Source organism: Rhodoferax sp. RT4P68, assembly GCF_056521305.1.
In genome coordinates this window covers 663,005-685,211 of sequence record NZ_JBWMBB010000001.1, presented here as the reverse complement: position 1 = coordinate 685,211, position 22,207 = coordinate 663,005, and the positions used below count along the sequence as shown (strand labels likewise).

18 protein-coding genes are annotated in these 22,207 nt (G+C 70.9%); 12 read left to right on the top strand and 6 right to left on the bottom strand.

Going from position 1 to position 22,207, the window contains the following annotated elements:
* The first annotated feature begins 24 nt into the window (after positions 1-24).
* From AC099J_RS03130 to AC099J_RS03115, 4 genes are all read left to right on the top strand, one after another.
* On the top strand, positions 25-1,128 hold the full coding sequence (locus tag AC099J_RS03130; RefSeq protein ID WP_479613732.1) for a class I SAM-dependent methyltransferase: 1,104 nt from the start codon (positions 25-27) through the stop codon (positions 1,126-1,128).
* An 88-nt stretch (positions 1,129-1,216) separates the two neighbouring features.
* On the top strand, positions 1,217-1,411 hold the full coding sequence (locus AC099J_RS03125; RefSeq protein ID WP_479613731.1) for a DUF2905 domain-containing protein: 195 nt from the start codon (positions 1,217-1,219) through the stop codon (positions 1,409-1,411).
* Positions 1,412-1,425: 14 nt separating this feature from the next.
* Positions 1,426-2,367, top strand: coding sequence for an ROK family protein (locus AC099J_RS03120; RefSeq protein WP_479613826.1), 942 nt, complete (start codon positions 1,426-1,428; stop codon positions 2,365-2,367).
* A gap of 169 nt (positions 2,368-2,536) precedes the next feature.
* Positions 2,537-2,833: an H-NS histone family protein gene (locus AC099J_RS03115; RefSeq protein ID WP_479613825.1), complete on the top strand. Its 297-nt coding sequence runs from the start codon at positions 2,537-2,539 to the stop codon at positions 2,831-2,833.
* Positions 2,834-2,885: 52 nt separating this feature from the next.
* Here the strand turns inward: AC099J_RS03115 and AC099J_RS03110 are convergent, their stop codons facing one another.
* Both AC099J_RS03110 and AC099J_RS03105 read right to left on the bottom strand, forming a co-directional pair.
* Positions 2,886-4,130, bottom strand: a complete 1,245-nt coding sequence (locus AC099J_RS03110; protein ID WP_479613730.1) for a multifunctional CCA addition/repair protein — start codon at positions 4,128-4,130, stop codon at positions 2,886-2,888.
* 117 nt (positions 4,131-4,247) lie between these two features.
* A complete protein-coding gene (locus tag AC099J_RS03105; protein WP_479613729.1) occupies positions 4,248-4,988 on the bottom strand; it encodes an IclR family transcriptional regulator in 741 nt (246 codons plus the stop codon).
* Between the two features lie 127 nt (positions 4,989-5,115).
* Here AC099J_RS03105 and AC099J_RS03100 point away from each other — a divergent pair, with 127 nt between their 5' ends.
* Genes AC099J_RS03100 through AC099J_RS03080 form a run of 5 tightly spaced genes read left to right on the top strand, consistent with a single transcriptional unit; the run spans position 5,116 to position 12,671 of the window.
* Positions 5,116-6,729, top strand: a complete 1,614-nt coding sequence (locus AC099J_RS03100) for an acyl-CoA carboxylase subunit beta (protein ID WP_479613728.1) — start codon at positions 5,116-5,118, stop codon at positions 6,727-6,729.
* 14 nt (positions 6,730-6,743) lie between these two features.
* The gene (locus AC099J_RS03095; protein WP_479613727.1) at positions 6,744-7,916 is read left to right on the top strand and encodes an acyl-CoA dehydrogenase family protein; all 1,173 of its coding nucleotides are present in this window, start codon (positions 6,744-6,746) and stop codon (positions 7,914-7,916) included.
* A gap of 5 nt (positions 7,917-7,921) precedes the next feature.
* Entirely contained in the window at positions 7,922-8,767 is an 846-nt protein-coding gene (locus AC099J_RS03090; protein WP_479613726.1) for an enoyl-CoA hydratase/isomerase family protein, read from the top strand.
* A complete protein-coding gene (locus tag AC099J_RS03085; protein ID WP_479613725.1) occupies positions 8,764-10,836 on the top strand; it encodes an acetyl/propionyl/methylcrotonyl-CoA carboxylase subunit alpha in 2,073 nt (690 codons plus the stop codon). Before AC099J_RS03090 ends, AC099J_RS03085 begins: the two co-directional genes overlap by 4 nt.
* Positions 10,833-12,671, top strand: a complete 1,839-nt coding sequence (locus AC099J_RS03080) for an acyclic terpene utilization AtuA family protein (RefSeq protein ID WP_479613724.1) — start codon at positions 10,833-10,835, stop codon at positions 12,669-12,671. The genes AC099J_RS03085 and AC099J_RS03080 overlap by 4 nt, the downstream gene beginning before the upstream one ends.
* Positions 12,672-12,725: 54 nt before the next feature.
* Here the strand turns inward: AC099J_RS03080 and AC099J_RS03075 are convergent, their stop codons facing one another.
* Positions 12,726-13,928, bottom strand: coding sequence for an MFS transporter (locus AC099J_RS03075; RefSeq protein WP_479613723.1), 1,203 nt, complete (start codon positions 13,926-13,928; stop codon positions 12,726-12,728).
* A gap of 40 nt (positions 13,929-13,968) precedes the next feature.
* The gene (locus tag AC099J_RS03070; protein ID WP_479613722.1) at positions 13,969-15,015 is read right to left on the bottom strand and encodes a bifunctional nicotinamide-nucleotide adenylyltransferase/Nudix hydroxylase; all 1,047 of its coding nucleotides are present in this window, start codon (positions 15,013-15,015) and stop codon (positions 13,969-13,971) included.
* A gap of 267 nt (positions 15,016-15,282) precedes the next feature.
* Between AC099J_RS03070 and AC099J_RS03065 the strand changes: the two genes are divergently transcribed.
* From AC099J_RS03065 to AC099J_RS03055, 3 genes are all read left to right on the top strand, one after another.
* On the top strand, positions 15,283-15,573 hold the full coding sequence (locus AC099J_RS03065; protein WP_479613721.1) for a hypothetical protein: 291 nt from the start codon (positions 15,283-15,285) through the stop codon (positions 15,571-15,573).
* A 101-nt stretch (positions 15,574-15,674) separates the two neighbouring features.
* Positions 15,675-16,466, top strand: coding sequence for a hypothetical protein (locus tag AC099J_RS03060; RefSeq protein WP_479613720.1), 792 nt, complete (start codon positions 15,675-15,677; stop codon positions 16,464-16,466).
* A gap of 80 nt (positions 16,467-16,546) precedes the next feature.
* Positions 16,547-17,167, top strand: coding sequence for a L,D-transpeptidase (locus AC099J_RS03055; RefSeq protein ID WP_479613719.1), 621 nt, complete (start codon positions 16,547-16,549; stop codon positions 17,165-17,167).
* A 10-nt stretch (positions 17,168-17,177) separates the two neighbouring features.
* Here the strand turns inward: AC099J_RS03055 and AC099J_RS03050 are convergent, their stop codons facing one another.
* Both AC099J_RS03050 and AC099J_RS03045 read right to left on the bottom strand, forming a co-directional pair.
* On the bottom strand, positions 17,178-18,899 hold the full coding sequence (locus AC099J_RS03050) for an AMP-binding protein (protein WP_479613718.1): 1,722 nt from the start codon (positions 18,897-18,899) through the stop codon (positions 17,178-17,180).
* A 4-nt stretch (positions 18,900-18,903) separates the two neighbouring features.
* Positions 18,904-22,206 carry an acetyl-CoA carboxylase family protein gene (locus AC099J_RS03045; protein ID WP_479613717.1) on the bottom strand — a complete coding sequence of 1,101 codons (3,303 nt, stop codon included), beginning with the start codon at positions 22,204-22,206 and terminating at the stop codon, positions 18,904-18,906.
* Position 22,207: the final 1 nt, after the last annotated feature.

Here is a 22,207-nt window from a genome sequence, read left to right as displayed (position 1 = left end):
GACATTCGCTCTCTTTCGTCACCCATGGCGCCCACACCCCTTCCTGAAGACCGTCCTGACAGATTGCTGCCGATTATCCGGCGGCACCTGGACGAGGCCGGCGGCTGGCTGGGGTTCGACCGCTTCATGGCGCTGGCGCTGTACACGCCGGGCCTGGGCTACTACGCCAACGCGCTGCCCAAGTTCGGCGCCATGCCGGCGGGCGGCAGCGACTTCGTCACCGCGCCGGAGATGTCGCCGCTGTTCGGCCGGGCGCTGGCGGCGCAGATCGGCGAGGCCTTGCGGGCCACCGGCACCGATGAGGTGTGGGAGTTTGGCGCCGGCACCGGCGCGCTGGCCCTGCAGCTGCTCGGTGCACTGGGCGAAGCGGTGCGCCGCTACACCATCGTCGACCTGTCGGGCAGTCTGCGCGCGCGCCAGCAGCTGGCCTTGTCCCAGCATGCCGACAAGCTGCAGTGGGTCGACCGCCTGCCCGAGCACATGGCCGGCGTGCTGGTGGGCAACGAGGTGCTGGACGCGATGCCGGTGCAGCTGCTGCAGCGCTCGGCAGGCAGGTGGCACGAGCGCGGCGTCGTGTGGGCTGGCGACGGCTTTGCCTGGCAAGACCGGCCGACCGCGCTGCGCCCGCCGGTGGACATGGCCGGCCCGCACGACTACCTGACCGAGATCCACCCCCAGGCCCAGGCCTTCGTGCGCACGCTGGCGGACCACGTCACGCGTGGCGCGGCGTTCTTCATCGACTATGGCTTCCCCGAAACCGAGTACTACCACCCGCAGCGCAGCAGCGGCACGGTGATGTGCCACCAGGCGCACCGCGCCGATGCGGACCCGCTGGTCGACGTGGGCGCCAAGGACATCACGGCGCATGTGGACTTCACCGGCGTTGCCGTCGCCGCGCAGGACGCCGGCTGGGACGTGCTGGGCTACACCAGCCAGGCGCGCTTCCTGCTCAACTGCGGCATCGTGCCGATGATGGAAGCAGCGCCGCTGGCCACCCGCAGCATGGCGCACCGGTTGATCGCCGAACATGAGATGGGCGAGCTGTTCAAGGTGCTGGGGCTGTCCCGGGGCGTCGCGCCCTGGGAAGCTGTCGGCTTCTCGAACGGCGACCGCAGCCATACCCTTTAGAAAATGAAGCCCCCACGCTCATCGCTGCGCGTATCGCTGCCCCCCGAGGGGCCGCGTCAAGGGCTTCGGGCGGCCGGGCGCCATTGACATGCTGCGCTGGCTGCTCGTCATCGTGCTCGCGCTGCTGCTGATCAGCTGGCTGCAGCCGTGGCTCTCCAAGCTGGGCTTTGGCAAGCTGCCCGGCGACCTGCGCTTCAAGCTGTTCGGGCGCGTGTGGTTCCTGCCGGTGATGAGCACCGTGCTGCTGAGCGCCGTGGCCAGTCTGGTCGCCAAGCTGATCTGATGGGTGCGCGGCCCATGCGTGCCTGCGTGGACATCGGTGGCACCAAGGTGGCGGTCGGCCTGTCCGACGGCCGCCCGGGCGCCGACGGCCTGCCCGTCCTGCTGGCCCGGCGCAGCGAGCCCACCGCCAACCGCGGCGCCCCCGACGCCTTGGCGCAGCAGGTGCTGCGCATGGTGGATGCGGCTTGCGCCGAGGCCGGTGTCGCGCCCTGTGACGTGCAGACCGCTGGTGTCGCATCCGCCGGCCCGTTCGTGCGGCACGACGGCTGCATCGAACTGGCCATGCCCAACCTGTGCGGCGGGCTGGCGGGCCCGGCGCGCGGCCTGCCAAACGACTGGACCAGCGTGCCGCTGCAGGCGCCGCTCGCTCTGCGCTTCGCCCAGTTGCAGGTGGAAAACGACTGTGTGGCCGCGCTGCAGGCCGAGCGCCGCTGGGGCGCACTGCAAGGCCTGGACCACTGCGCCTACGTGACCTGGAGCACCGGCATCGGCGTGGGCCTGTGCGTGGACGGCCACGTGTTGCGCGGAAAAAACGGCAACGCAGGCCATGCCGGCCACACCTTCGTCAGCGACGACACGCAGGCGCTGTGTGGCTGCGGCAACGTCGGCGATGTGGAGTCGCTGGTGGCCGGCAACGCCATCGCGCGGCGACTCGGGGTGGACACCGCCACCTGGATGGACCGCGCCAGCGCGGGCGACCCGGCCACCCTGGCCGAGGTCGATGGCCTGTGCCGCGTGCTCGGCCGCATGCTCTACAACCTGACGGCCACGCTGGACCTGGAGTGCATCAGCCTGGGCGGAAGCCTCTACTGGCACCACCGCGCCTGGTTATTGCCGCGCCTGCAGGCGGCGCTGGCCGCCCATCTGCCCGCATTGACAACCGGTGCCCGGCTGTGCAGCGCCGGCCTGGGAAATCGGGTCGGCGATTATGCGGCCCTGGCGTTGACGGCAAACTGATTCCAATATCCCGCTCCGCCTTCAATTCGCCACAGTGTGTAGGGTGATCCGCAGAAACCCTTGTCATCCGTACTGAATACGGCCTCAGGGTCTTCGAGTATTCGGACCATATTCAAATTTCCCTATAATCCGCTCGCCCGCCAATGATGGCGAGAGAATGGAACCCAGCATGAGCACGTACAAAGAACTTCTGCAGCAACGCGAGAATCTTGAGAAACAGATCCAGGAAGCACGCCAGCGTGAAAATCAGGAGGCCATCACCAAGGTGCGCGCCCTGGTGGCGGACTTCGAATTGACGGCGGAAGACATCTTCGGTGCGCCCCGCAAGGCGTCCAAGGCTGGCAGTACCGGCCAGAAGGTGGCGCCCAAATACCGCAACCCGGCCACCAACGACACCTGGACTGGCCGCGGCAAGCCGCCGAAGTGGATCGAAGGCAAAGACCGTGCCCCGTTTCTGATCGCCTGATTCTCTGCCGCAGCCGCCGCCCCCATGCTGGCGGCGAGTTTGCGGCAGCGCCTCAATCCGCACGCGCCAGATATTCCTGCAGCGCGCGCAGCCGGGCCGCCTGAATCAAGGCCCCGATTTCCGGCCCTTTGCGGCCAGCGGCCAGCGCGTCGCTGGCAATTCCCTCGGTGACCACGGCCAGTACGGCCTCCAATGCGCCCAAGAGGCGCTGGCGCTGCGGATATTCATCCTCGTCTTTCCCCAATCGCCCGCGCGCGTCGCATTCGCAGGCCAGCAGCGCTTCGCGGAATCTCGCCGGTTTGCGCACCGCATCGCATCTCTCCAGCAAGCGCAGCAGCGCCGCAGCGCCCAATTCGCCGCTGCGGTGGATGTTGCCGTGCTCGCGCGCGACCACGTCGGCCAGATCGCGGCAATCGTTGGGCACACGCAATCGCTCGCACAGCGCGCGCAGCAGCACCGCGCTGCGCTGCTCGTGGCCGATGTGGCGCGGCAGCACGTCGGCCGGCGTGGTGGCCTTGCCCAGGTCGTGGCACAGGCAGGCGAAGCGCACGGCCAGCGGCGCCTGCAGCCGCGCCGCCATGTCCAGCACCATCATCAGGTGCACGCCGGTGTCGATCTCGGGGTGGTACTCGGCGCGCTGCGGCACGCCCCACAGCGCGTCGACCTCGGGCAGCAGCCGCACCAGCGCGCCACCTTCGCGCAGCAGTTCGAACATGCGCGAGGGCCGTGCCTCCGTCAGCCCGCGCGCCAGTTCCTGCCAGACCCGCTCGGCCACCAGCGCGTCGACCTCGCCTGCCGCCACCATCGCGCGCACCAGCGCCAGCGTCTCGGGCGCCACGCCATAGTCCACGAAGCGCGCGGCGAACCGGGCCAGCCGCAGGATGCGCACCGGGTCTTCGCGGAACGCATCGGACACATGGCGCAGCACGCCGGCCTGCAGGTCGCGCTGCCCGCCGAACGGGTCGACCACGCCCTCCAGACCAGGCGCATCGGCCGGCTGGGCCATGGCGTTGATGGTCAGGTCGCGGCGCGCCAAGTCCTGCTCCAGCGTCACATCCGGCGCGGCGTGGAAGGCAAAGCCGTGGTAGCCGGGCGCGGTCTTGCGCTCGGTACGGGCCAGCGCGTACTCCTCACGCGTCTTCGGGTGCAGGAACACCGGAAAGTCCTTGCCCACCGGCAGATAGCCCTGGGCCAGCATCTGCTCGGGCGAGGCGCCCACGACCACCCAGTCGTGGTCGTGCACGGGAAGGCCCATCAGGGCGTCACGCACGGCGCCGCCCACTTTGTAGATCTGCATGGCCGGCAGTCTAGTGGGCGGTCTCGCCAGCGCTCTTGCGGCGCCGACCCGATGGTCGGTCGGACGGGGCTGCCGTGGTGTGCGGACCATCCTCCCCGCGTGGGCTTGCCATCCCCCTTACAACCGCCGCATCTCCTCCCGCAACAGCGCCGCCAGCACCGGCCCGCGCGCCTTCGGAATGCGTGACGCCGGCGCCACGATGCCCAGCGCCGCGTCGCCGCACGAGCCCAGCGCGAACCACCCGCCCACGCCCCCCAGGCCCTGGGCGTTGATCTGCACGAAGCCCTGCTCGCGCGCCTGGCGGATCCAGCGCTGCATCTTGGCCAGGCTCATGCGCTGCGTCTGGTAGGCGTCGGCATGGCGCGCGTAGTGCGCGGCGATCTCGGCGTCGTCCATGCGCGCCAGGAAGCAGAAGCTGGGAATGCCCAGGCCCAGCAGCCGCACCGTGTCCACCGCATCGATGAACACGCGCACCGGCCGTGGCCCCTCTTCCAGGTGCAGGCAGTGGCTGGCGTCGCCCGCGCGCACGACCAGGAACACCGGCTCGCCCGAACGCCGCGCCAGCGCCTTCATCACCGGCAGGCAGCGCGCGATCACGGGCGGCCGCTGCAGCGCCGCCAGGCCCAGCGCCAGCGCCTCGTCGCCCAGCCGGTAGCGCGTGCCGGGCTCGCGCTGCGCCAGCCCGGCACGCACCAGCGCGCCCAGCAGCCGGTAGGTGGTGGTGCGGTCCAGGCCGCACGCGCAGACGAGTTCGCGCAGCAGCAGCCCGTCGGCATGGTGCGCCGCCAGCAGCCGCAGCAGCGCCAGCGTGCGTTCGGTGCTTTGCGCGCCGCGCGCGGGCAGCGTCTCCTCGCTCATGGCAAACCCTCGCGTGTGCACATCGTGCACATTTTGCGCCCCTGCGTTTGCGACCCGCGCAGCCCTGCCCTGTAATCCTGTGCGACCGCGAACGCGCGCCATTCCCCCCGTCCACCCCACCGGCACCATGCGCCCCTACACCTCCCGCCTCCACCCCGCCTCCGAGGCCTTCCAGGCACAGCGCAGCGGCATGCTGGCCCTGGTCGATGAACTGCGCGCGCTGGAGCAGCGCGCCGCCGACGCCTCGGCCCGTGCCGCCCCCAGCTTCGCCAAACGCGGCGCGCTGCTGCCGCGCGAGCGCGTGGCGCGCCTGCTGGACCCGGGCCGGCCGTTCCTGCCGCTGTGCAACCTGGCCGGCTACGGCATGGACGACCCGGACCCGGCGCGCTGCACGCCCGGCGGCTCGCAGATCGCCGGCATCGGCTTTGTCTCGGGCGTGCGCTGCCTGGTGGTGGCCACCGACTCAGGCATCGACGCCGGCGCGCTCACCGAGGCCGGCAACCAGAAGCTGATGCGCTGCCAGGACGTCGCACTGGAGAACAAGCTGCCCTTCGTGCACCTGGTCGAATCGGCCGGCGCCAACCTGCGCAAGTACCGCGTCGACAAGTTCATCCGCGGCGGCGGCATGTTCTACAAGCTGGCGCGGCTGTCGGCCGCCGGGCTTCCGGTGGTCACCGTGGTGCACGGCTCGTCCACCGCCGGCGGCGCCTACATGCCCGGCCTGTCGGACGTGGTGGTCATGGTGCGTGGCCAGGCCAAAGCCTTCCTGGCCGGGCCGCCGCTGCTCAAGGCCGCAACCGGCGAGATCGCCACCGACGAGGCACTGGGTGGCACCGACATGCACGCCAGCATCAGCGGCCTGGCCGAGTACGTGGCCGAGGACGATGCGCATGCCATTGCGCTGGCGCGCGACATCCTGGCCAACCTGCCCTGGGACCGGCCCTTGCCGGCGCAAGGCATCGTCGCGCCGCTGCTGGAGCCGGCCGAGCTGGCCGGCGTGATGGTGCTGGAGCATCGGACGCCCATCGACATGCGCGAGGTCATCGCGCGGCTGGTGGACGGCTCGCGCTGGCTGGACTTCAAGCCCGACTACGGCCCGGCCACGGTCTGCGGCCATGGCCGCATCGACGACCAGCCCGTCGGCTTCATCAGCAACAACGGACCGATCGACCCGGCCGGCGCGACCAAGGCCGCGCAGTTCATCCAGCTGTGCGAGCAGTCGGGCACGCCGCTCGTGTTCCTGCAGAACACCACGGGCTTCATCGTCGGCCGCGCGTCGGAAGAGGCCGGCATGATCAAACACGGTGCCAAGATGATCCAGGCGCTGGCCAACGCCCGCGTGCCGCGCATCACGCTGTACTGCGGCGCGTCGTTCGGCGCGGGCAACTACGGCATGTGCGGCCGCGCGTTCCAGCCGCTGTTCTGCTTTTCGTGGCCGAATGCGCGCACGGCCGTGATGGGCGGCGAGCAGGCCGCCACCACGCTGGAGATCGTGGCGCGCCAGCAGGCCGCGCGCAAGGGCAAGCCGGTCGACGAGGCCGCGCTGGCCACGCAGAAGCAGGAGATCATCGCCAACTTCGAACGCCAGGCCAGCGCGTTCTACACCAGCGGCCACCTGCTGGACGACGGCGTGATCGACCCGCGCGACACGCGCGCCGTGCTGGCCTTCGTGCTGGCGACCGCGCGTGAAGCGCAAGCCCGTACACCGCGCGCCGTGCAGTTCGGCGTCGCGCGTTTCTGACCGCAGGAAGCCCCATGCTCTACACCCCCGACCACCACGCGCTGATCGCCAGCACCCGCCGCTTCGTCGAGACCGAGATCGACCCCTTCGTCGACGAATGGGAGGCGGCCGAGATCTTCCCCGCCCACGCACTGTTCAAAAAGATGGCTCAGCTCGGCCTGTTGGGCATCACCAAGCCCGAGGCCTTCGGCGGCCTGGGGCTGGACTTCTCCTACGCGCTGGCGGCCGCCGAGGCCATCGGCTACGCGCGTGCCCAGGGCGTGGGCATGGGCATCGGCGTGCAGTCCAACATGGCGACTCCGGCGCTGGCGGCGTTCGGCTCGGACGCGCTGCGGCGTGAGTTTCTGGCGCCGGCGATTGCGGGGGACATGGTGGCCTCGATCGGCGTGTCCGAACAAGGCGCGGGCTCGGATGTGTCGTCGCTCAAGACCCGCGCCAGACGCGTGGGTGGCGATGGCGGCGACTACGTGATCAGCGGCAGCAAGATGTGGATCACCAACGGCACGCAGGCCGACTGGATCTGCCTGCTCTGCAACACCTCGGACGGCCCGGCGCACAAGAACAAGTCGCTGATCATCGTGCCGCTCAAGGAGAACGGCCAGCGCGCCAAGGGCGTCCAGGTGCAGAAGATCAAGAAGTTCGGCATGTGGAGTTCCGACACCGCGCAGATCTTTTTCGACGAGGTGCGCGTGCCGGTGCGCCACCGCATCGGCGAGGAAGGCATGGGCTTCATCTACCAGATGCAGCAGTTCCAGGAAGAGCGGCTCGATGGCGCAGCCCGGCGGCTGGCCAGCATCGCGCTGATCGACGAGACAGCGGACTACCTGCGCCAGCGCATCGCCTTCGGCAAGCCGCTGCTGGACAACCAGTTCATCCAGTACAAGCTGGCCGAACTCAAGACCGAGCTGGAGGCGCTGCGCGCGCTGACCTACCGCGCCACCGAGCACTACATCGCGGGCGAAGACGTGACCGAACTCGCCTCCATGGCCAAGCTCAAGGCCGGCCGGCTGGGCCGGGAGATTGCGGACTGGTGCATGCAGTTCCAGGGCGGCATGGGCTACACCTGGGACAACCGCGTCTCACGCGCCTACCGCGACTACCGGCTGGGCTCCATCGGCGGCGGCGCGGACGAAGTGATGATGATGGTCATCGCCCGCAAGATGGGCTTGATGGACATGGGGCGCTGAGCGCCATGGCTTCGTTCGACCACATCCTCCTGCGCAGCGAACACGGCGTGCTGTTCGCCACGCTGAACCGGCCCGAGACGCGCAACGCGCTGGCGCCCGACGTCGTGGCCGAGCTGGCGCAGGCCGTCGGCCAGGCCGAGGCCGACACCGCCGTGCGCGCGCTGGTGCTGCGCGGCGCCCAGGGCTTCTTCTGCGCGGGCGGCAATGTCGGCAACTTCCAGGCGCGGCTGGACGCCGAGCCCGCGGGCGACGACCCCGTCGCCACGCGCAACCGCGCCTTCGGCCATTTCATGCAGCGCCTGGCCGCATTGCCCGTGCCCGTGGTCGCGCTGGTCGAGGGCGCGGCCATGGGCGGTGGCATGGGACTGGCCTGCGCGGCCGACATCGTGCTGGCCACGGCAGACGCGAAGTTCGCGCTCAGCGAGACCACGCTGGGCATCATCCCGGCGCAGATCGCGCCCTTCGTGGTGGCGCGGCTGGGCCTGCGCGCGGCGCAGCGCATGGGGCTGACCGGCGAGCGCGTGCAGGGCGAAACCGCTGTGCGCCTGGGGCTGGTGGATGCACTGGCGGCCGACGGCGCTGCGCTGGATGCACTGGCCGCCGAATGGCTCACGCGCATCTGCGCCTGCGCGCCCGGTGCCAACCGCGCGCTCAAGCCCCTGCTGCGCCGCTGCGGCCACGAAGACCAGGGCACGCTGCTGGACGACGCCGCCCACCTGTTCGCCGCCTGCATGCGCGACGAGGGCGCAGAAGGCATCGCCGCCTTTCGCACCCAGCGCCCCGCCGCCTGGCGCCGGGCCTTCGACGCTGCCGCCGTGCGCGCGGCCTCGTCCCCCGGAGCCACCCCATGACCAAACAGATCCGCCCCTTCCACACCGTGCTGGTGGCCAACCGTGGCGAGATCGCGCTGCGCATCTTCGCCAGCGTGCGAAGCCTGGGTTACGGCACGGTCGCCGTCTACTCGCAGGCCGACCGCGACAGCCCGCACGTGGCCGCCGCCGACCGCGCCGTCTGCATTGGCGCCGCGGCACCGCGCGAGAGCTACCTGAACATCGCCGCCCTGATCGCCGCCGCGCAGCAGGCCGGCGCCGACGCCATCCACCCCGGCTACGGTTTCCTGGCCGAGAACGCGGACTTCGCCGACGCCGTGGACGCGGCCGGCCTGGTCTTCATCGGCCCCACGGGCGCGGCCATCCGCGCCATGGGCAACAAGGCCCAGGCCAAGCGGCTGGTGACCGAGGCCGGCATGCCCTGCATCCCCGGCTACCAGGGGCGGGACCAGGGCGATGCAGCGTTTGCCCGCGCGGCGCAGGGCATCGGCTACCCCGTCATGGTCAAGGCTGCGGCCGGTGGCGGCGGGCGCGGCATGCGGCTGGTGCAGGGCGCCGACGCGCTGCCCGCCGCGCTGGCCTCGGCCCGCTCGGAAGCCGCCACGGCCTTCGGTTCGGACGAGCTGATCCTGGAACGCGCCGTGCGTGCGCCACGCCATGTGGAAGTGCAGATCCTGGCCGACGCGCACGGCCACGTGGTCCACCTCGGCGAGCGCGACTGCTCGGTGCAGCGGCGCCACCAGAAGGTCATCGAAGAGGCGCCCTCGCCCGCCGTCGACGCCGTGCTGCGCACACGCATGGGCACGGCCGCCGTGCAGGCCGCGCGCGCCATCGGCTACATCGGCGCGGGGACCGTGGAGTTCCTGCTCGACGCGGACGGCCGTGCCGTCGCCGGGCCGCGCCCAGGCGGCACAGCCCCCTTGGCGGGCAGCGAGGCCACACCCGTGCCGAGCGCGGCGGCGCAGTTCTTCTTCATGGAGATGAACACGCGGCTGCAGGTCGAGCATGCGGTGACCGAAGCGGTCTGCGGCCTGGACCTCGTGGCCTGGCAACTGCGCATCGCAGCCGGCGAGCCCTTGCGCCTGCAGCAGCAGGACATCGTGCCCACCGGCCATGCCATCGAAGTGCGGCTGACGGCCGAAGACGTGCCGGCCGGCTTTTTGCCGCAGACCGGGCCGGTGCTGCGCTGGCGCCCGCCCGGTGCGGCATTCGATGTGCGCGTGGACCACGCGCTGGCCGAGGGCGGCGCCGTGTCGCCGCACTACGACTCCATGCTCGCCAAGATCGTGGCCCATGGCGCCACGCGCGACGAGGCACGGCGCAAGCTGCTGCGCGCGGTTGAGCACTGCGTGCTGCTGGGCCTGCCGAGCAACCAGGGCTTCCTGGCCGACTGCCTGGCCGACCCGGTGTTCACCGAGGGCCACGGCGTGCACACCGGCTTCGTCGCCGAGCGCTTCGGCGCGCGCCTGGCCGAGCGGCCGACGCCCGGCCCGCGCACGCTGGCCTTTGCCGCGCTGGCGCTGCTGGGGCTGGAACAGCCGGCCGGTGCGTTGCCGATCGCGCCCGCGCCGCTGGCAGGCACCAGCGTGCTGGAACTGGCCAGCGGCGCCACCCACTGGCCACTGCGCGCGACGCCGCAGCCCCCCGGCTGGCGGCTGGACACCCCCGGCCTGCCGCCCCTCACGCTCGCCCATGCACAGTGGCTGGACGCGGGCCGCACCGCCCTGCGCGCCGAGTGCGACGGCATGACGGAAAGCATCGTCTGCGCGCTGCAGGGCGAGACGCTGCATCTGTTCCACGCCGGCCGCGCCTGGACCTTCGAGCGGCCCAACCCGCGCCGCAGCCGCGAAGCCGCAGACGGCAGCGGCGCCATCACCGCGCCGCTGACGGGCCGCATCGTCGACGTCGCCGTGCGCGAAGGCGATGTGGTGGCCGCCGGCCAGCGCCTCGTGGTGCTGGAGGCCATGAAGATGGAACACCAGCTCACCGCCCCCATCGCCGGCCGCGTGGCCGAACTCGCGGCCACCGCCGGCGGCCAGGCGGCCAAGGGCGCGCTGCTGCTGCGCATCGAGCCGGAGCCGACCCCATGAGCGCCGCACGGCCGCCCGAAGGCGCTCGCTCCGAAGCCGAAGGCACCCCCGTGAAGACCGTGCGCATCGGCGGGGCCAGCGGCTTCTGGGGCGATTCGGCCATCGCCACGCCGCAACTGCTGCAGGTACCCGGCCTGCATTACCTGGTCTACGACTACCTGGCCGAGACCACCATGGCCATCCTGGCGCGTGCACGCAGCAAGGACGCCAGCCTGGGCTACGCCACCGACTTCGTGCAGGCTGCGATGGCGCCGCACCTGCGCGACATCCTCGCCAAGGGCGTCCGCGTGATCGCCAACGCCGGCGGCCTGAACCCCGCTGCCTGCCGCGACGCGCTGCAGGCCACAGCGCGCGCGCAGGGCCTGGTGCCACGCATCGCCATCGTCACCGGCGACGACGTACTGCCCGGCTTCGAGGCCTTGCGCGCCGCCGGCCTGCGCGACCTGCACACCGGCGCCGTGCCACCGGCCGCGCTGGCCTCGGCCAACGCCTACGTGGGTGCGCAAGGCATCGCGCAGGCACTGGCGCTGGGCGCCGACATCGTCATCACGGGCCGCTGCGTCGACAGTGCCGTCGTCGTCGGCGCGCTGGCCCACGCGTTCCACTGGGACTGGCAGGACTGGGACCGCCTGGCCGCCGGCACGCTGGCCGGCCACGTGATCGAGTGCGGCGCCCAGGCCACGGGCGGCCTGTTCACCGACTGGCAGCAGGTGCCGGGCTGGGAGAACATCGGCTACCCGGTCATCGACGTGGCCGAAGACGGCAGCTTCGTGCTCTCCAAACCCGCAGGCACGGGCGGCCTCATCCACCCCGGCGCCGTGGCCGAGCAGGTGCTCTACGAGGTGGGCGACCCGGCGCACTACCTGATGCCGGACGTGAGCTGCGACTTCCGTCACGTGCGTGTGCAGGCCGCTGCGCCCGGCACCGTGCGTGTCAGCGGCGCGCGCGGCCGGCCGCCCACCGCCACCTACAAGGCCAACGGCACCTGGCGCGACGGCTACCAGCTGCAGGTCATGATGGCCATCCGCGGCATCGCAGCGCCGGCCAAGGCGCGCAAGACGGCCGACGCCCTGCTGGCCCGCACGCGCGCGCAACTGGCCGCGGCGGGCCTGGCCGACTACAGCGAAACCTGCGTGGAGCTGCTGGGCTGCGAATCGCTCTACGGCCCGCAGGCGCAGGCGTTGCCCACGCGCGAGGTCGTGCTGCGCGTCGCGGCGCGCCATGCCGACGCCCGGGGCCTGCAGTTCCTGCAACGCGAATGCGCCTCGGCCGGCACCTCCATGGGGCCGGGCACGCGCTCGTCGTTCTCGGGGCGTGCCGACGTGCAGCCCGTGGTCAAGCTGTTCTCGTTCCTGGTGCCCAAGACCGCAGTGGCGCTGCAGGTCACGCTGGACGGCCACGCGGAACCCGTGCCGCTGGCCGCGCAGGCCACGGCCGACACCGACCCGGCGCCAGAGCCCTGCTTACCCGAGCAGCCCGCACTGCCCAGCGGCCCCACCGTGACGGTGCCGCTGGTCGCGCTGGCCTGGGCGCGCAGCGGCGACAAGGGCGACGACGAGAACATCGGCGTCATCGCGCGCCGGCCTGCCCTGCTGGCACTGCTGCGCGCGCAACTCACGGCCGAGCGCGTGCGCGGGTATTTCGCGCACCTGGTGCAAGGCGAGGTCGAGCGCTTCGACGTGCCCGGCCTGCACGCGCTGAACTTCGTGCTGCACCGCGCGCTGGGCGGCGGCGGCGTCTGCAGCCTGCGGTCCGATCCGCTGGGCAAGTCTTATGCGCAGATGCTGCTGGACCTGCCCATCGCCATCCCGGCCGACTGGCCCGAGGCCACATGAACGCACGCGTACTCGGCTGGCCGTGATGGATCGCGATGCTGCGCAGGATGCGGATCAAGCCGTCCCGATGGCCCGAGCCCACAACGGCCTGAAAAACCACAGGCCCACCACTGGCCCCGGCAGCAGCAGCCAGGCAACGGCAGGCCCCAAGCGTTCCGCATGCGACGTCACCAGCGTGATGGACACCACCGTGATGGCAAACCCGATGCTGTTCTGGATCGCCAGCGCGCTGCCCACCGCGTGCGGCGGGCAGGCCTGGGCGGAGATGGCCGAGAACTGCGCCGAGTCCGCCACCACGGCCACGCCCCAGACAAGCAACGCGAGCACGCACACCACCGGCCCGGCGCGGCTGATCCAGGGGTAGGCCAGGCACATCGCGCCCGAGGTGGCGAGCGCGGCAGCAGCCACCCGGGGGCTGCCGAAGCGCCGGCTCCAGCGGCCCGCCGCCACGCTGCCGACGGCCCCTGCGCCAATCACCAGAAACGACAGGCCGGACACCAGCGCCGCCGGGGCCGCTGCGGCGCTGTCTGCCGGGCGCAGTGCGCCCGCCACGAGGAACGGCACCATGGTCCAGAACGCGTACAGCTCCCACATGTGGCCGAAGTAGCCGAGCGCCGAGGCGCGGAACGCCGGGGCCTTGAACACGCCCAGCGCTTCGCCCCAGCGGGCCGTGCGTTGCCCCGTTGATCGCTTCAGGTAGGGCCCGTCGCCCAGCCACCAGATCGCGGCCGCACCGGCCAGTGCCAGTGCCGAGGACGTCAGCACCACGCCTTGCCAGGGCAGCTCGCCACCGGCCGCGCGCACGGCATGCGGCAGCCCCGTGCCCAGCGTCAACATGGCCACCAGCAGGCCCAGCGTGGCACCCGCGCCACCCTGGCTCCATGCGATCACCATCTTCATGCCCAGCGGGTAGATGCCGGCCAGACACAGGCCGACGGCGAGGCGCACACCCAGGGCCTGGTCCAGGCTGAGCGGTGCGAGCGCAAACGCGGCGTTGAAGGCCGCCCCGAGCACGCTGGCCAGCGCGAAGATGCGGCTGGCCGGGAAGCGGTCGGCCAGCCCCGTGGTGGCCAGCAGCAGCGTGCCCAGGATGAAGCCGATCTGCACGGCGCTGGTCAGGTGCCCGAGCTGCGACGTCGTGAGCGACCAGGCGCGCACCAGGTCATCGGCCGCGCTGTTCGGGCTGAACCACAGCGAGGTGCCGAACAGCTGCGCGATGACGATGACCGCGACGGGGTGGCCTTTCAACAAGCGCATGCGCAATCACGTCACATCGGGCGCCGGTGCGGATGGGGCATCACCCCTGCGTCACGCCCAGAAAGTGGTCCAGCATGTGGAAGTGGTCGTCATGGAACTGGTCCTCCAGCGTCGCGATCTGGTCGATGGCGACCCACTCGACCGAGCGCGCGTCGTCGCCCGCCTCCACCGCCGGCAGCGTTCGATCACCCAGGTCGAAGTAGTGCGCGTGCGTGATGACGCGGCCGCGCTGGCTGCGGTCGGGATGGTCGAACACGGCCACCTCCTTCAGGCATTTGCGCAGCGCCGGCTCCAGCAAGGCCAGGTTGGTCTCTTCCTCCAGCTCGCGCACCGCGGACTGGTAGACCGTGTCACGCTGTTCGAGAAAGCCGCCCGGCACGGCCAGCAGGCCCTTGCCCGGGGCCTGCCCACGGCGGATTAGCAGCACGCGGCCCTGGCAGCGGATGACCGCGTCCACGGTCACGAACACGGGCGGGTACGGCGAGCCGGCCCACTCGGCCCGTCCCTGCACCAGAGCCTGCCACTCCTCGCGCAGGTGGGCCAGGGGCACCGCGTCCAGCCAGGCGCGCAGGAACTCCAGCGTGTTGGCCGGCAGGCTGGCTGCGACGCCCGTCAGCGCGGCCTGGGCCTGGCCGGGCGGCGCGGCCAGCAACGCTTCGCGCAAGGGCGTGCCGTCGTAGTGGCCGAGCTTGTCCACGGGCTGCAGCTTCCACTGTGGAAAGTCGCGCAGGTAGACGCTGGTCGCGTCCTTGAAATGGCCGACCAGCGCCACGCTGCGGGCGTCTGGCACGGCGTCGGCCACGGCCTTTCGCACGGCCTCGACCCAGCGCGGCTGGTCGTAGTAGTCACGCATGGGCAGCACCTCGATGCGCTCGCGCTCGGCCTCAGGCAGTGACTGGCGGACCATCTCCGCGCGCTCCTGCCAGGTCCACGGGTTGCGCGGTGTGCGCGCCTGCCAGGCCGAGCCGACCACCACGACGCACCGGCGCGCCATGCGCAGGGCCTCGCGCAGCAACGCCAGGTGGCCGTTGTGGAAGGGCTGAAAACGGCCGATGCAGACGGCCAGGTCGAAAGCGCGTGAGGGCATGGGGACTCCGTGGCAAGAGCAGTCATCGACGGACGCTCCATTGTGCGCAAAGACCGCGCGACCGCCCGCCACACGGTGCGTCCTACACAGCTGGATGTCAGCGCTGCGGCGCATGTCCGCAGGGGCGTGGGCCGTCCCGTCCTACGCCAGCGTCGGCGCAGGGCCGACGGTTCGCACACCGCACAGGCCTAAGCTGAACTCAGCCGGCTCTCACCGGCTTGTCCACCACAACGCAAACCGGACGGTTTGCACAACCGGAGCAATACCATGAAAGTTTCCAAGACCCTGACCTCGCTCGTCGCTGCTGCCTCCCTCGTGGGCGCCATCGGCATGGCCTATGCGCAGACCACCGGCGGCACCACGCAGACCCCGCAGCAAGGACAGATGGGCGCGACCGACGGTACGCCCAACAACAACAGCAACATGAACAACAGCAACATGAACAACAACTCGACCATGCCCGGCCAGACTGCTCCCATGGGTTCCACCACGGCACCCGGTAGCAGCACGACCATGGGCGCACAAGGCGATCTGGCACCCCAGGCAGACCGCAACTGAGTTGCTGCATGCCGGCACTGTTGCCCTGCACGGCCTGCCCATCGGGTAGGTGCGGTGCAGGGCATATTTGATTGGGGCAACGAATCTCGGAGCACACGGTCATGCACGCATCGACACTCCACCCTCAAGCGCAACCCGACGACGCGCTCGCGGGCATCAAATACGGCTTGCTGCTGGGCGCTGCCGTCCTCGCCCTCGTGCTGCCGCCCGTCGGCCCGCCAACGCCTTTCGGCGCGCCACCTGGCCCCCCCACAGCAGCCGCGACGGTCGAGACCCTGGCCATCGCCCCAGTCCAGCGCGTGCCCCGCTGGGCAGAGTTCGGCGGCGAAGCTGCATCCGACGACGTTCGCCGCATTGCCAACTGGGTGGCCGACTCCGGCGACAACCACCAACTCCATTTCGTGATCCTGGACAAGAAGAATGCCAGGGTCTATCTGTTCACACCGGATGCGCAGTTGCGCGCTGCGACGCCGGTGCTGCTGGGTTTTGCGGCCGGCGACCACACGGTGGCCGGCGTGGGACAGAAGCCCATCCACGAGGTGCGGCCCGAAGAACGGACGACGCCAGCGGGGCGCTTTGTCGCCCAGGCCGGCCGCAACACGACACCGGAAGACGTGGTGTGGGTGGACTACGAGGCCGCCGTGTCGATGCACCGCGTGCGGGCCACCGATCCTCGCGAGCGCCGGCTAGAACGCCTCGCCTCGCCCGGCGCTGAGGACAACCGCATCTCCTTCGGCTGCATCAACATGCCTGTGGCGTTCTTCGAGAACGAACTGTGGCCGGTGTTCCAGGGTGGCCGTGGGCTGGTCTACGTACTACCGGAAGTTTTGCCGCTGGAAGCGGTCTTCGCCCAGGCCTACGACCCCGCCGAACGGTACGCCGCAGCCCGCTGAACGGCGAGATTTCAACGCATTTGTGGGACAAGGCGCTTGTGCCTTGTAAGTAGTGACCTACGCCGCTAGCATGCGGCGCAATGCAATCATTTCTGCTGCACTGCACCACTGCACTGGCCATCACTTGGGCGGCCACTGCCCACGCCGCACCGGCAGACTTCGCAGGCCAGCGCCCCTCTGATGACGCGCGCTACGTCGCCGATTGGGTCATGGAGGCCCAAGACCACACCGGCCTGCCATTTGCCGTCGTGGACAAGAAGGCCGCCCGCATCTACCTATTCGACGCTCAGGGCCGGCTGCAGGCCGCATCGGCAGCGCTGTTGGGCCTGGCCCCCGGCGACCATGGCGATCCCAACCTGAACCAGCGCGATCTGTCCCAACTGGCGCTGCACGAGCGCACGACACCGGCCGGCCGCTTCAACGCCCAGCCCGGCCGCAACCTCAAGGGCGAGCCCGTGGTGTGGGTCGACTACGGTGCGGCGCTCGCCATCCACCGGCTGCGCCCCGGGCCTTCACAGGAGCGCCGCGCGGCGCGTCTCGACACCGCCACGCCCGAAGACAACCGCATCTCGCTGGGCTGCGTGGTCGTGCCGGTGAATTTCTACGAACAGTGGGTGGCGCCGATGCTCGGCCACAGCCGCAGCGTGGTCTACATCCTGCCGGAGACGCGGCCCGCGCACGAGCTATTCGGCTGGCAGTAGGCCTGCGCCATCACGGCGCCGTGCCGCTCTGCTGCTGCAGCAGCGCCGTCAGCTCACCCTTGAGCACCTTGCCGGTCGCGCTCGTGACCAGGTGATCCACGAGCCGGATCTCGGGCACCTTGTAGTTCGCCATGCGCTCGCGGCACCAGTCCTGTAGCGCATCGGCCGTGAGGCCCGCGCCGAGCGCCGGATCGAGCCGCACGAAGGCCACCGGCACCTCGCCCTTGTCGGCGTCCACGCGGCCGATCACGCCCGAGCCCATCACCGCCGGGTGCATGCCCAGCAGCGCCTCGACCTCGGCCGGGAACACGCTCATGCCCTTGACCTTGAGCATCTCCTTGCGCCGGCCGAGGAAGTGCAGATAGCCTGCCTCGTCCAGCATCGCGATATCGCCCGTGTGCAGCCAGCCGTCGCGCAAGGTCTGGGCGTTGGCTTCGGGCTTGTTCCAGTAACCCTTGAGCAGCGACGGCGTGCGGCAGCACAGCTCGCCTTCGCTGCCCAGTGGCAACAGCGCGCCGGTCTCGAAGTCGCAGACCTTGAACTCGGTGCCCGGCATCGGCAAGCCAACGAAGATCGGCCGCGTCTTAAGGTCGAAATCGCCAGACTGCATGCCGCGCGTGAACGTGTCGTTGGTGTGCGTCTCGGTCATGCCCCAGGCCGACTCGATCATCGTGGTGCCGGTCAACTCGCGCCAGCGTGCGCGGTAACCCAGGCCGAGCTTCTTCACGAACGAGGACACGCGCATGCTGCGCAGCGAGCGCAGGTAGTACTGGCCCACATCCGGGTGCTCCATGATCTCCACCGCCGAGTCCAGCACCAGGCCGGCGAAGCTCACGCGGTAGTGCTGCACGGCCATCATCCAGGCCACCGGGTCCCAGCGCGCCAGCATGACCACCGTGACGCCGCTGAACACGGGCTGGATCACCAGCGCGTTCTCGCCCGCGATCCAGAACGCGGGGTTGATGCCGATGCCGATGTCGTCCTCGTGCAGACCGACCGAGATGCCGTGCGTGGCGGCCGCCGTGTAGAGCATGTCACCCTGCGTGTGCACACAGCCCTTGGGCAGGCCCGTGGTGCCGCCCGTGTAGTTCAGCGCGGCCACGTCGTCCAGGCCCGGCGCCGGCAGCGGGACCGGCTGCGCCGTTGCGAGCGCAGGCAGCAGGTCCTCAGCATCCGGGCACGCGATGCGAGGGGCCGCAACGGCGCCCGGTAGCGGCAGCGTCGGCACATCGGGGCGCATGTCGGCAAAGCTCGTCACGAACAGGTGCCGCAGGGCGCCCTGGTCGCGTGCGGCGCGCGCCACATCCATCAGCTGGTCGAGCGCCAGCATCACCTGGGCACCGCTGTCGCGCAGCTCGTACAGCACCTCCTCGGTCTTGAACAGCGGGTTGACCGGAACGTGCACGGCGCCGAGTTTCAGAATGCCGTAAAACGCCACGAGGAACTGCGGGCAGTTGGGCAAGAACACCGCCACGCGGTCGCCGCGCCGCACGCCGCGCGCGATCAGCAACGCGGCGAAGCGATCGCTCAGGTCGTCGAGTTCGGCAAAGCCCAGCGTGCGGCCGTAGAAGATGACGACGGCCTTGTCCGGCTGCAGCCGCGCGCGCTCGCGCAGGTACTCGGACACCGGGCGCTGGCCCAGCGGGTAGTGGATCTCGCGCGGCACGCCGGCCGGCCAGTTCTGCTCGCGCAGCGCGGCCAGATTGGCGAGGTACTCGTCTTCCTGTGTCATGGCTTCACCAGGTTTCGATGTGCGAGCGCCGCCGGCCGCTGCGCGCCGGCCGCTCGCGCGCGGCAGACTGCAGGCCGCTGGCGATCCAGCGCCGCGTGTCGGCCGGGTCGATCACATCGTCGATCTCCACCACCGACGCCATGCTGAGCGCCTTGCCGTGCTCGTACATCTGCGCGACGCGGCGTTCGAACTCGGCCTGCTGTGCCTTCGGGTCCTCGATGGCGGCCAGTTCCTTGCGGTAAGCCAGCCGCACCGCGCCCTCCAGTCCCATGCCTCCGAACTCGCCGGTGGGCCAGGAGACGGTGAACACGGTGTCCTGGAAATCGCCGCCCGCCATGGCCAGTGCGCCCAGGCCGTATCCCTTGCGCAGCACCACCATGACCAGCGGCACAGTGAGCGACGCCGTGTTGACGAACATGCGCGAGACGCGCCGCACCTGGGCCGTCTTCTCGGCCTCGGGGCCGACCATGAAGCCCGGCGTGTCGCACAGCGAGACGATGGGCAGGCCGTGCGCATCGCACAGCTGGATGAAGCGCGACGCCTTGTCGGCCGCGTCGGCGTCGATGGCGCCGCCCAGGTGCATGGGGTTGTTGGCGATCAGGCCCACCGGCCGGCCCTCGATGCGCACGAACGCCGTCACCATGGCAAGGCCGAAACCCTGCCGCAGCTCCAGCACCGTGCCCGTGTCGGCCAGCAGATCGATGACCTTGCGCACGTCGTACACGCGCAGCCGGTTCTCAGGGATCACGCGGCGCAGCTCGCGCTGGTCGGCGCATTGCCAGGCGGTGAGCGGCCCCTGGAAATAGCCCAGGTACTGGCGCGCAGCGGCCGTCGCGGCGGCTTCGTCGTCGACCAGCACATCGATCACGCCGTTGGCGCTCTGCACGTCGGCCGGGCCGATCTGCTCGGGCGTGTAGACGCCCAGGCCGCCGCCTTCGATCATGGCCGGCCCGCCCATGCCGATGTTGGCGCTGCGCGTGGAGATGATGACGTCGCAGCAGCCCAGCAGCGCGGCGTTGCCGGCGAAGCAGCGCCCGTGCACGACACCCACCACGGGCACCAGGCCCGACAGGTGCGCGAAGGCCTTGAAGGTGGGGATGTCCAGGCTGGCCACCTTGAACAGCGCCTTGTCGGTGTCGCCGGGCCGGCCGCCGCCGCCTTCGGCGAACAGCACGAGTGGCCGTTCGATGTCGGCGGCCAGCTTGTACAGCCGGTCCTGCTTCTTGTGGTTGAACGAGCCCTGCGTGCCGGCCAGCACCGTGTAGTCGTAGGAGACGACGACCGTCTTGGCGCGCTCGGCGCCGTGGTCGCCCGCGTTCACGGTGGCCACGCCGCCGACCAGCCCGTCCGCCGGCGTGGTGCGTCGCAATTGCTCCACCGGGTGGCGGCTGCGCTGCGCGGCGATCGCCAGTGCGCCGTACTCGACGAAGCTGCCGGCGTCCACCAGGTCGGCGATGTTCTCGCGCGCTGTGCGCCCGCCCTGCGCGTGGCGCTTGCGCACGGCGTCCGGCCGCGCGTCGTCCAGCGTCATGCGGTGCCGGTCCACCGACTCGGCCAGGTCGGCACGGATGTGGTCCAGGTCGACTTGCTCCTCGCGTGCGTCGGCCAGGGCTTCGCCAACGCCCGGCTCGATGAACAGGATGGCCTGGGCCTGCAGCACCACATCGCCGACGGCTGTGGCCAGCCCGCGCACGACACCGTGGTGCTCGGCCGTGACCACGTGCTGCATCTTCATGGCCTCCAGCACCGCGACCTGCTGGCCGACGCGCACGACGTCGCCTTCGCGCACGTCGATGGCGATCACGCTGGCCTGCATGGGGGCGACCAGCGCCACGGTGCCGGGCGGTGCAGTGGTGGCGGTGGCTGCTGCGGCCACGGGCGCGGCGCTCTCGAAGAAGCGCTCCGGTTCGTCCTGCGCCGCGGCGCTGGCGAGCAGGGCCTCCATGTGGTGGTCCAGCCAACGCGTGGACACCTCGTTCGCCGCCACGTCTGGGTGCGCCAGCACGGCGGCGAGAAAGCCGAGGTTGGTCGCCACGCCCTCGATGCGGGTCTCGGCCAGCGCCCGGCGTGCGCGCGCCACGGCGTCGGCATAGGACGCCGATGGCGCGTGCACGATCAGCTTGGCCAACAGCGAGTCGTAGCTGCTGCTGGTGCGGTAGCCCAGGTAGCCGAAGCCATCGACGCGCACGCCCGGGCCCGACGGCAACTCGTATGCGGCCAAGGTACCCGATGCCGGCAGGGCACTGCCGTCGGCCTGCATGGTCTCCATGTTCACGCGCAGCTGGATCGCATGGCCGCGCGGCGCCGGCACGTCGGCCTGACACAGCCCGAGCGCTGCCAGCGTCTCGCCCAGGCACACGCGGATCTGCGCCTGCACGAGGTCCACGCCATAAACGGCCTCGGTGACCGTGTGCTCGACCTGCAGGCGCGGGTTGGCCTCGATGAACACGAAGCGGTCAACGCGGCTGCGGTCGACCAGGAACTCGAAGGTGCCCAGGCCCCGGTACCGCGCGCCGCGTGCCATGCGCAGTGCAGCGTCGGCGATGCGCTCGCGCAGGGCGGCGGGCAACGTGGGGCTGGGCGCGATCTCCACGATCTTCTGGTGGCGGCGCTGCAGGCTGCATTCACGCTCGCCGAAATGGCTGACCTCGCCCGTGCCATCGCCCAGCACCTGGATCTCGATGTGGCGCGCGTCGGCGATCAGCTCTTCGCAGTAGACCTCGCCACGGCCGAACGCGGCCAGCGCTTCGGCACTGGCGCGCGCGTGGGCCTCGGCAATGTCGGATGCCTGCTGCACAACGCGCATACCGCGCCCGCCGCCGCCGGCGATCGCCTTGATCAGCATGCCGCCGCCGTTCAGCGACGCGGAGAAGGCCTGGGCGCCGGCCACGTCGACGGCGCCGGGCGTGCCGGCCAGAACGGGCACGTCGTGCTCGGTGGCGGCGCGGCGCGCACGGGCCTTGTCGCCGAACAGGCGCAGCACATCGGCGGAGGGGCCGATGAACGCCAGCCCGGCCGCGGCGCAGGCGTCGGCCAGCGCGTCGCTCTCGCTCAGAAAGCCATAGCCAGGGTGCACGGCGTCGCAGCCCGCAGCACGGGCCGCAGCGACGGTCTGCGCCACGTCGAGGTACGCGGCGGCGCCACGGCCGGGCAGCAGTTGCGCGGCATCGACGCGCAGCACGTGCAGCGAGCGCGCGTCGTCGGCTGGGTGCACGGCCACGCTGCGCAGGCCCAGGTCGGCGCAGGCACGCGCGATGCGGATGGCGATTTCGCCGCGGTTGGCAATGAGGATGGAGCGTTGGGTCATG

What these genes read in the sequence shown, in the direction of transcription:
- AC099J_RS03055 (WP_479613719.1), top strand. Translation starts at nt 16,547, where the DNA reads ATGCAATCATTTCTGCTGCACTGCACCACTGCACTGGCCATCACTTGG.
- AC099J_RS03075 (WP_479613723.1), bottom strand. Translation starts at nt 13,928, where the DNA reads ATGCGCTTGTTGAAAGGCCACCCCGTCGCGGTCATCGTCATCGCGCAG.
- AC099J_RS03130 (WP_479613732.1), top strand. Translation starts at nt 25, where the DNA reads ATGGCGCCCACACCCCTTCCTGAAGACCGTCCTGACAGATTGCTGCCG.
- AC099J_RS03095 (WP_479613727.1), top strand. Translation starts at nt 6,744, where the DNA reads ATGCTCTACACCCCCGACCACCACGCGCTGATCGCCAGCACCCGCCGC.
- AC099J_RS03105 (WP_479613729.1), bottom strand. Translation starts at nt 4,988, where the DNA reads ATGAGCGAGGAGACGCTGCCCGCGCGCGGCGCGCAAAGCACCGAACGC.
- AC099J_RS03065 (WP_479613721.1), top strand. Translation starts at nt 15,283, where the DNA reads ATGAAAGTTTCCAAGACCCTGACCTCGCTCGTCGCTGCTGCCTCCCTC.
- AC099J_RS03125 (WP_479613731.1), top strand. Translation starts at nt 1,217, where the DNA reads ATGCTGCGCTGGCTGCTCGTCATCGTGCTCGCGCTGCTGCTGATCAGC.
- AC099J_RS03085 (WP_479613725.1), top strand. Translation starts at nt 8,764, where the DNA reads ATGACCAAACAGATCCGCCCCTTCCACACCGTGCTGGTGGCCAACCGT.
- AC099J_RS03060 (WP_479613720.1), top strand. Translation starts at nt 15,675, where the DNA reads ATGCACGCATCGACACTCCACCCTCAAGCGCAACCCGACGACGCGCTC.
- AC099J_RS03050 (WP_479613718.1), bottom strand. Translation starts at nt 18,899, where the DNA reads ATGACACAGGAAGACGAGTACCTCGCCAATCTGGCCGCGCTGCGCGAG.
- AC099J_RS03100 (WP_479613728.1), top strand. Translation starts at nt 5,116, where the DNA reads ATGCGCCCCTACACCTCCCGCCTCCACCCCGCCTCCGAGGCCTTCCAG.
- AC099J_RS03090 (WP_479613726.1), top strand. Translation starts at nt 7,922, where the DNA reads ATGGCTTCGTTCGACCACATCCTCCTGCGCAGCGAACACGGCGTGCTG.
- AC099J_RS03070 (WP_479613722.1), bottom strand. Translation starts at nt 15,015, where the DNA reads ATGCCCTCACGCGCTTTCGACCTGGCCGTCTGCATCGGCCGTTTTCAG.
- AC099J_RS03080 (WP_479613724.1), top strand. Translation starts at nt 10,833, where the DNA reads ATGAGCGCCGCACGGCCGCCCGAAGGCGCTCGCTCCGAAGCCGAAGGC.
- AC099J_RS03115 (WP_479613825.1), top strand. Translation starts at nt 2,537, where the DNA reads ATGAGCACGTACAAAGAACTTCTGCAGCAACGCGAGAATCTTGAGAAA.
- AC099J_RS03045 (WP_479613717.1), bottom strand. Translation starts at nt 22,206, where the DNA reads ATGACCCAACGCTCCATCCTCATTGCCAACCGCGGCGAAATCGCCATC.
- AC099J_RS03120 (WP_479613826.1), top strand. Translation starts at nt 1,426, where the DNA reads ATGCGTGCCTGCGTGGACATCGGTGGCACCAAGGTGGCGGTCGGCCTG.
- AC099J_RS03110 (WP_479613730.1), bottom strand. Translation starts at nt 4,130, where the DNA reads ATGCAGATCTACAAAGTGGGCGGCGCCGTGCGTGACGCCCTGATGGGC.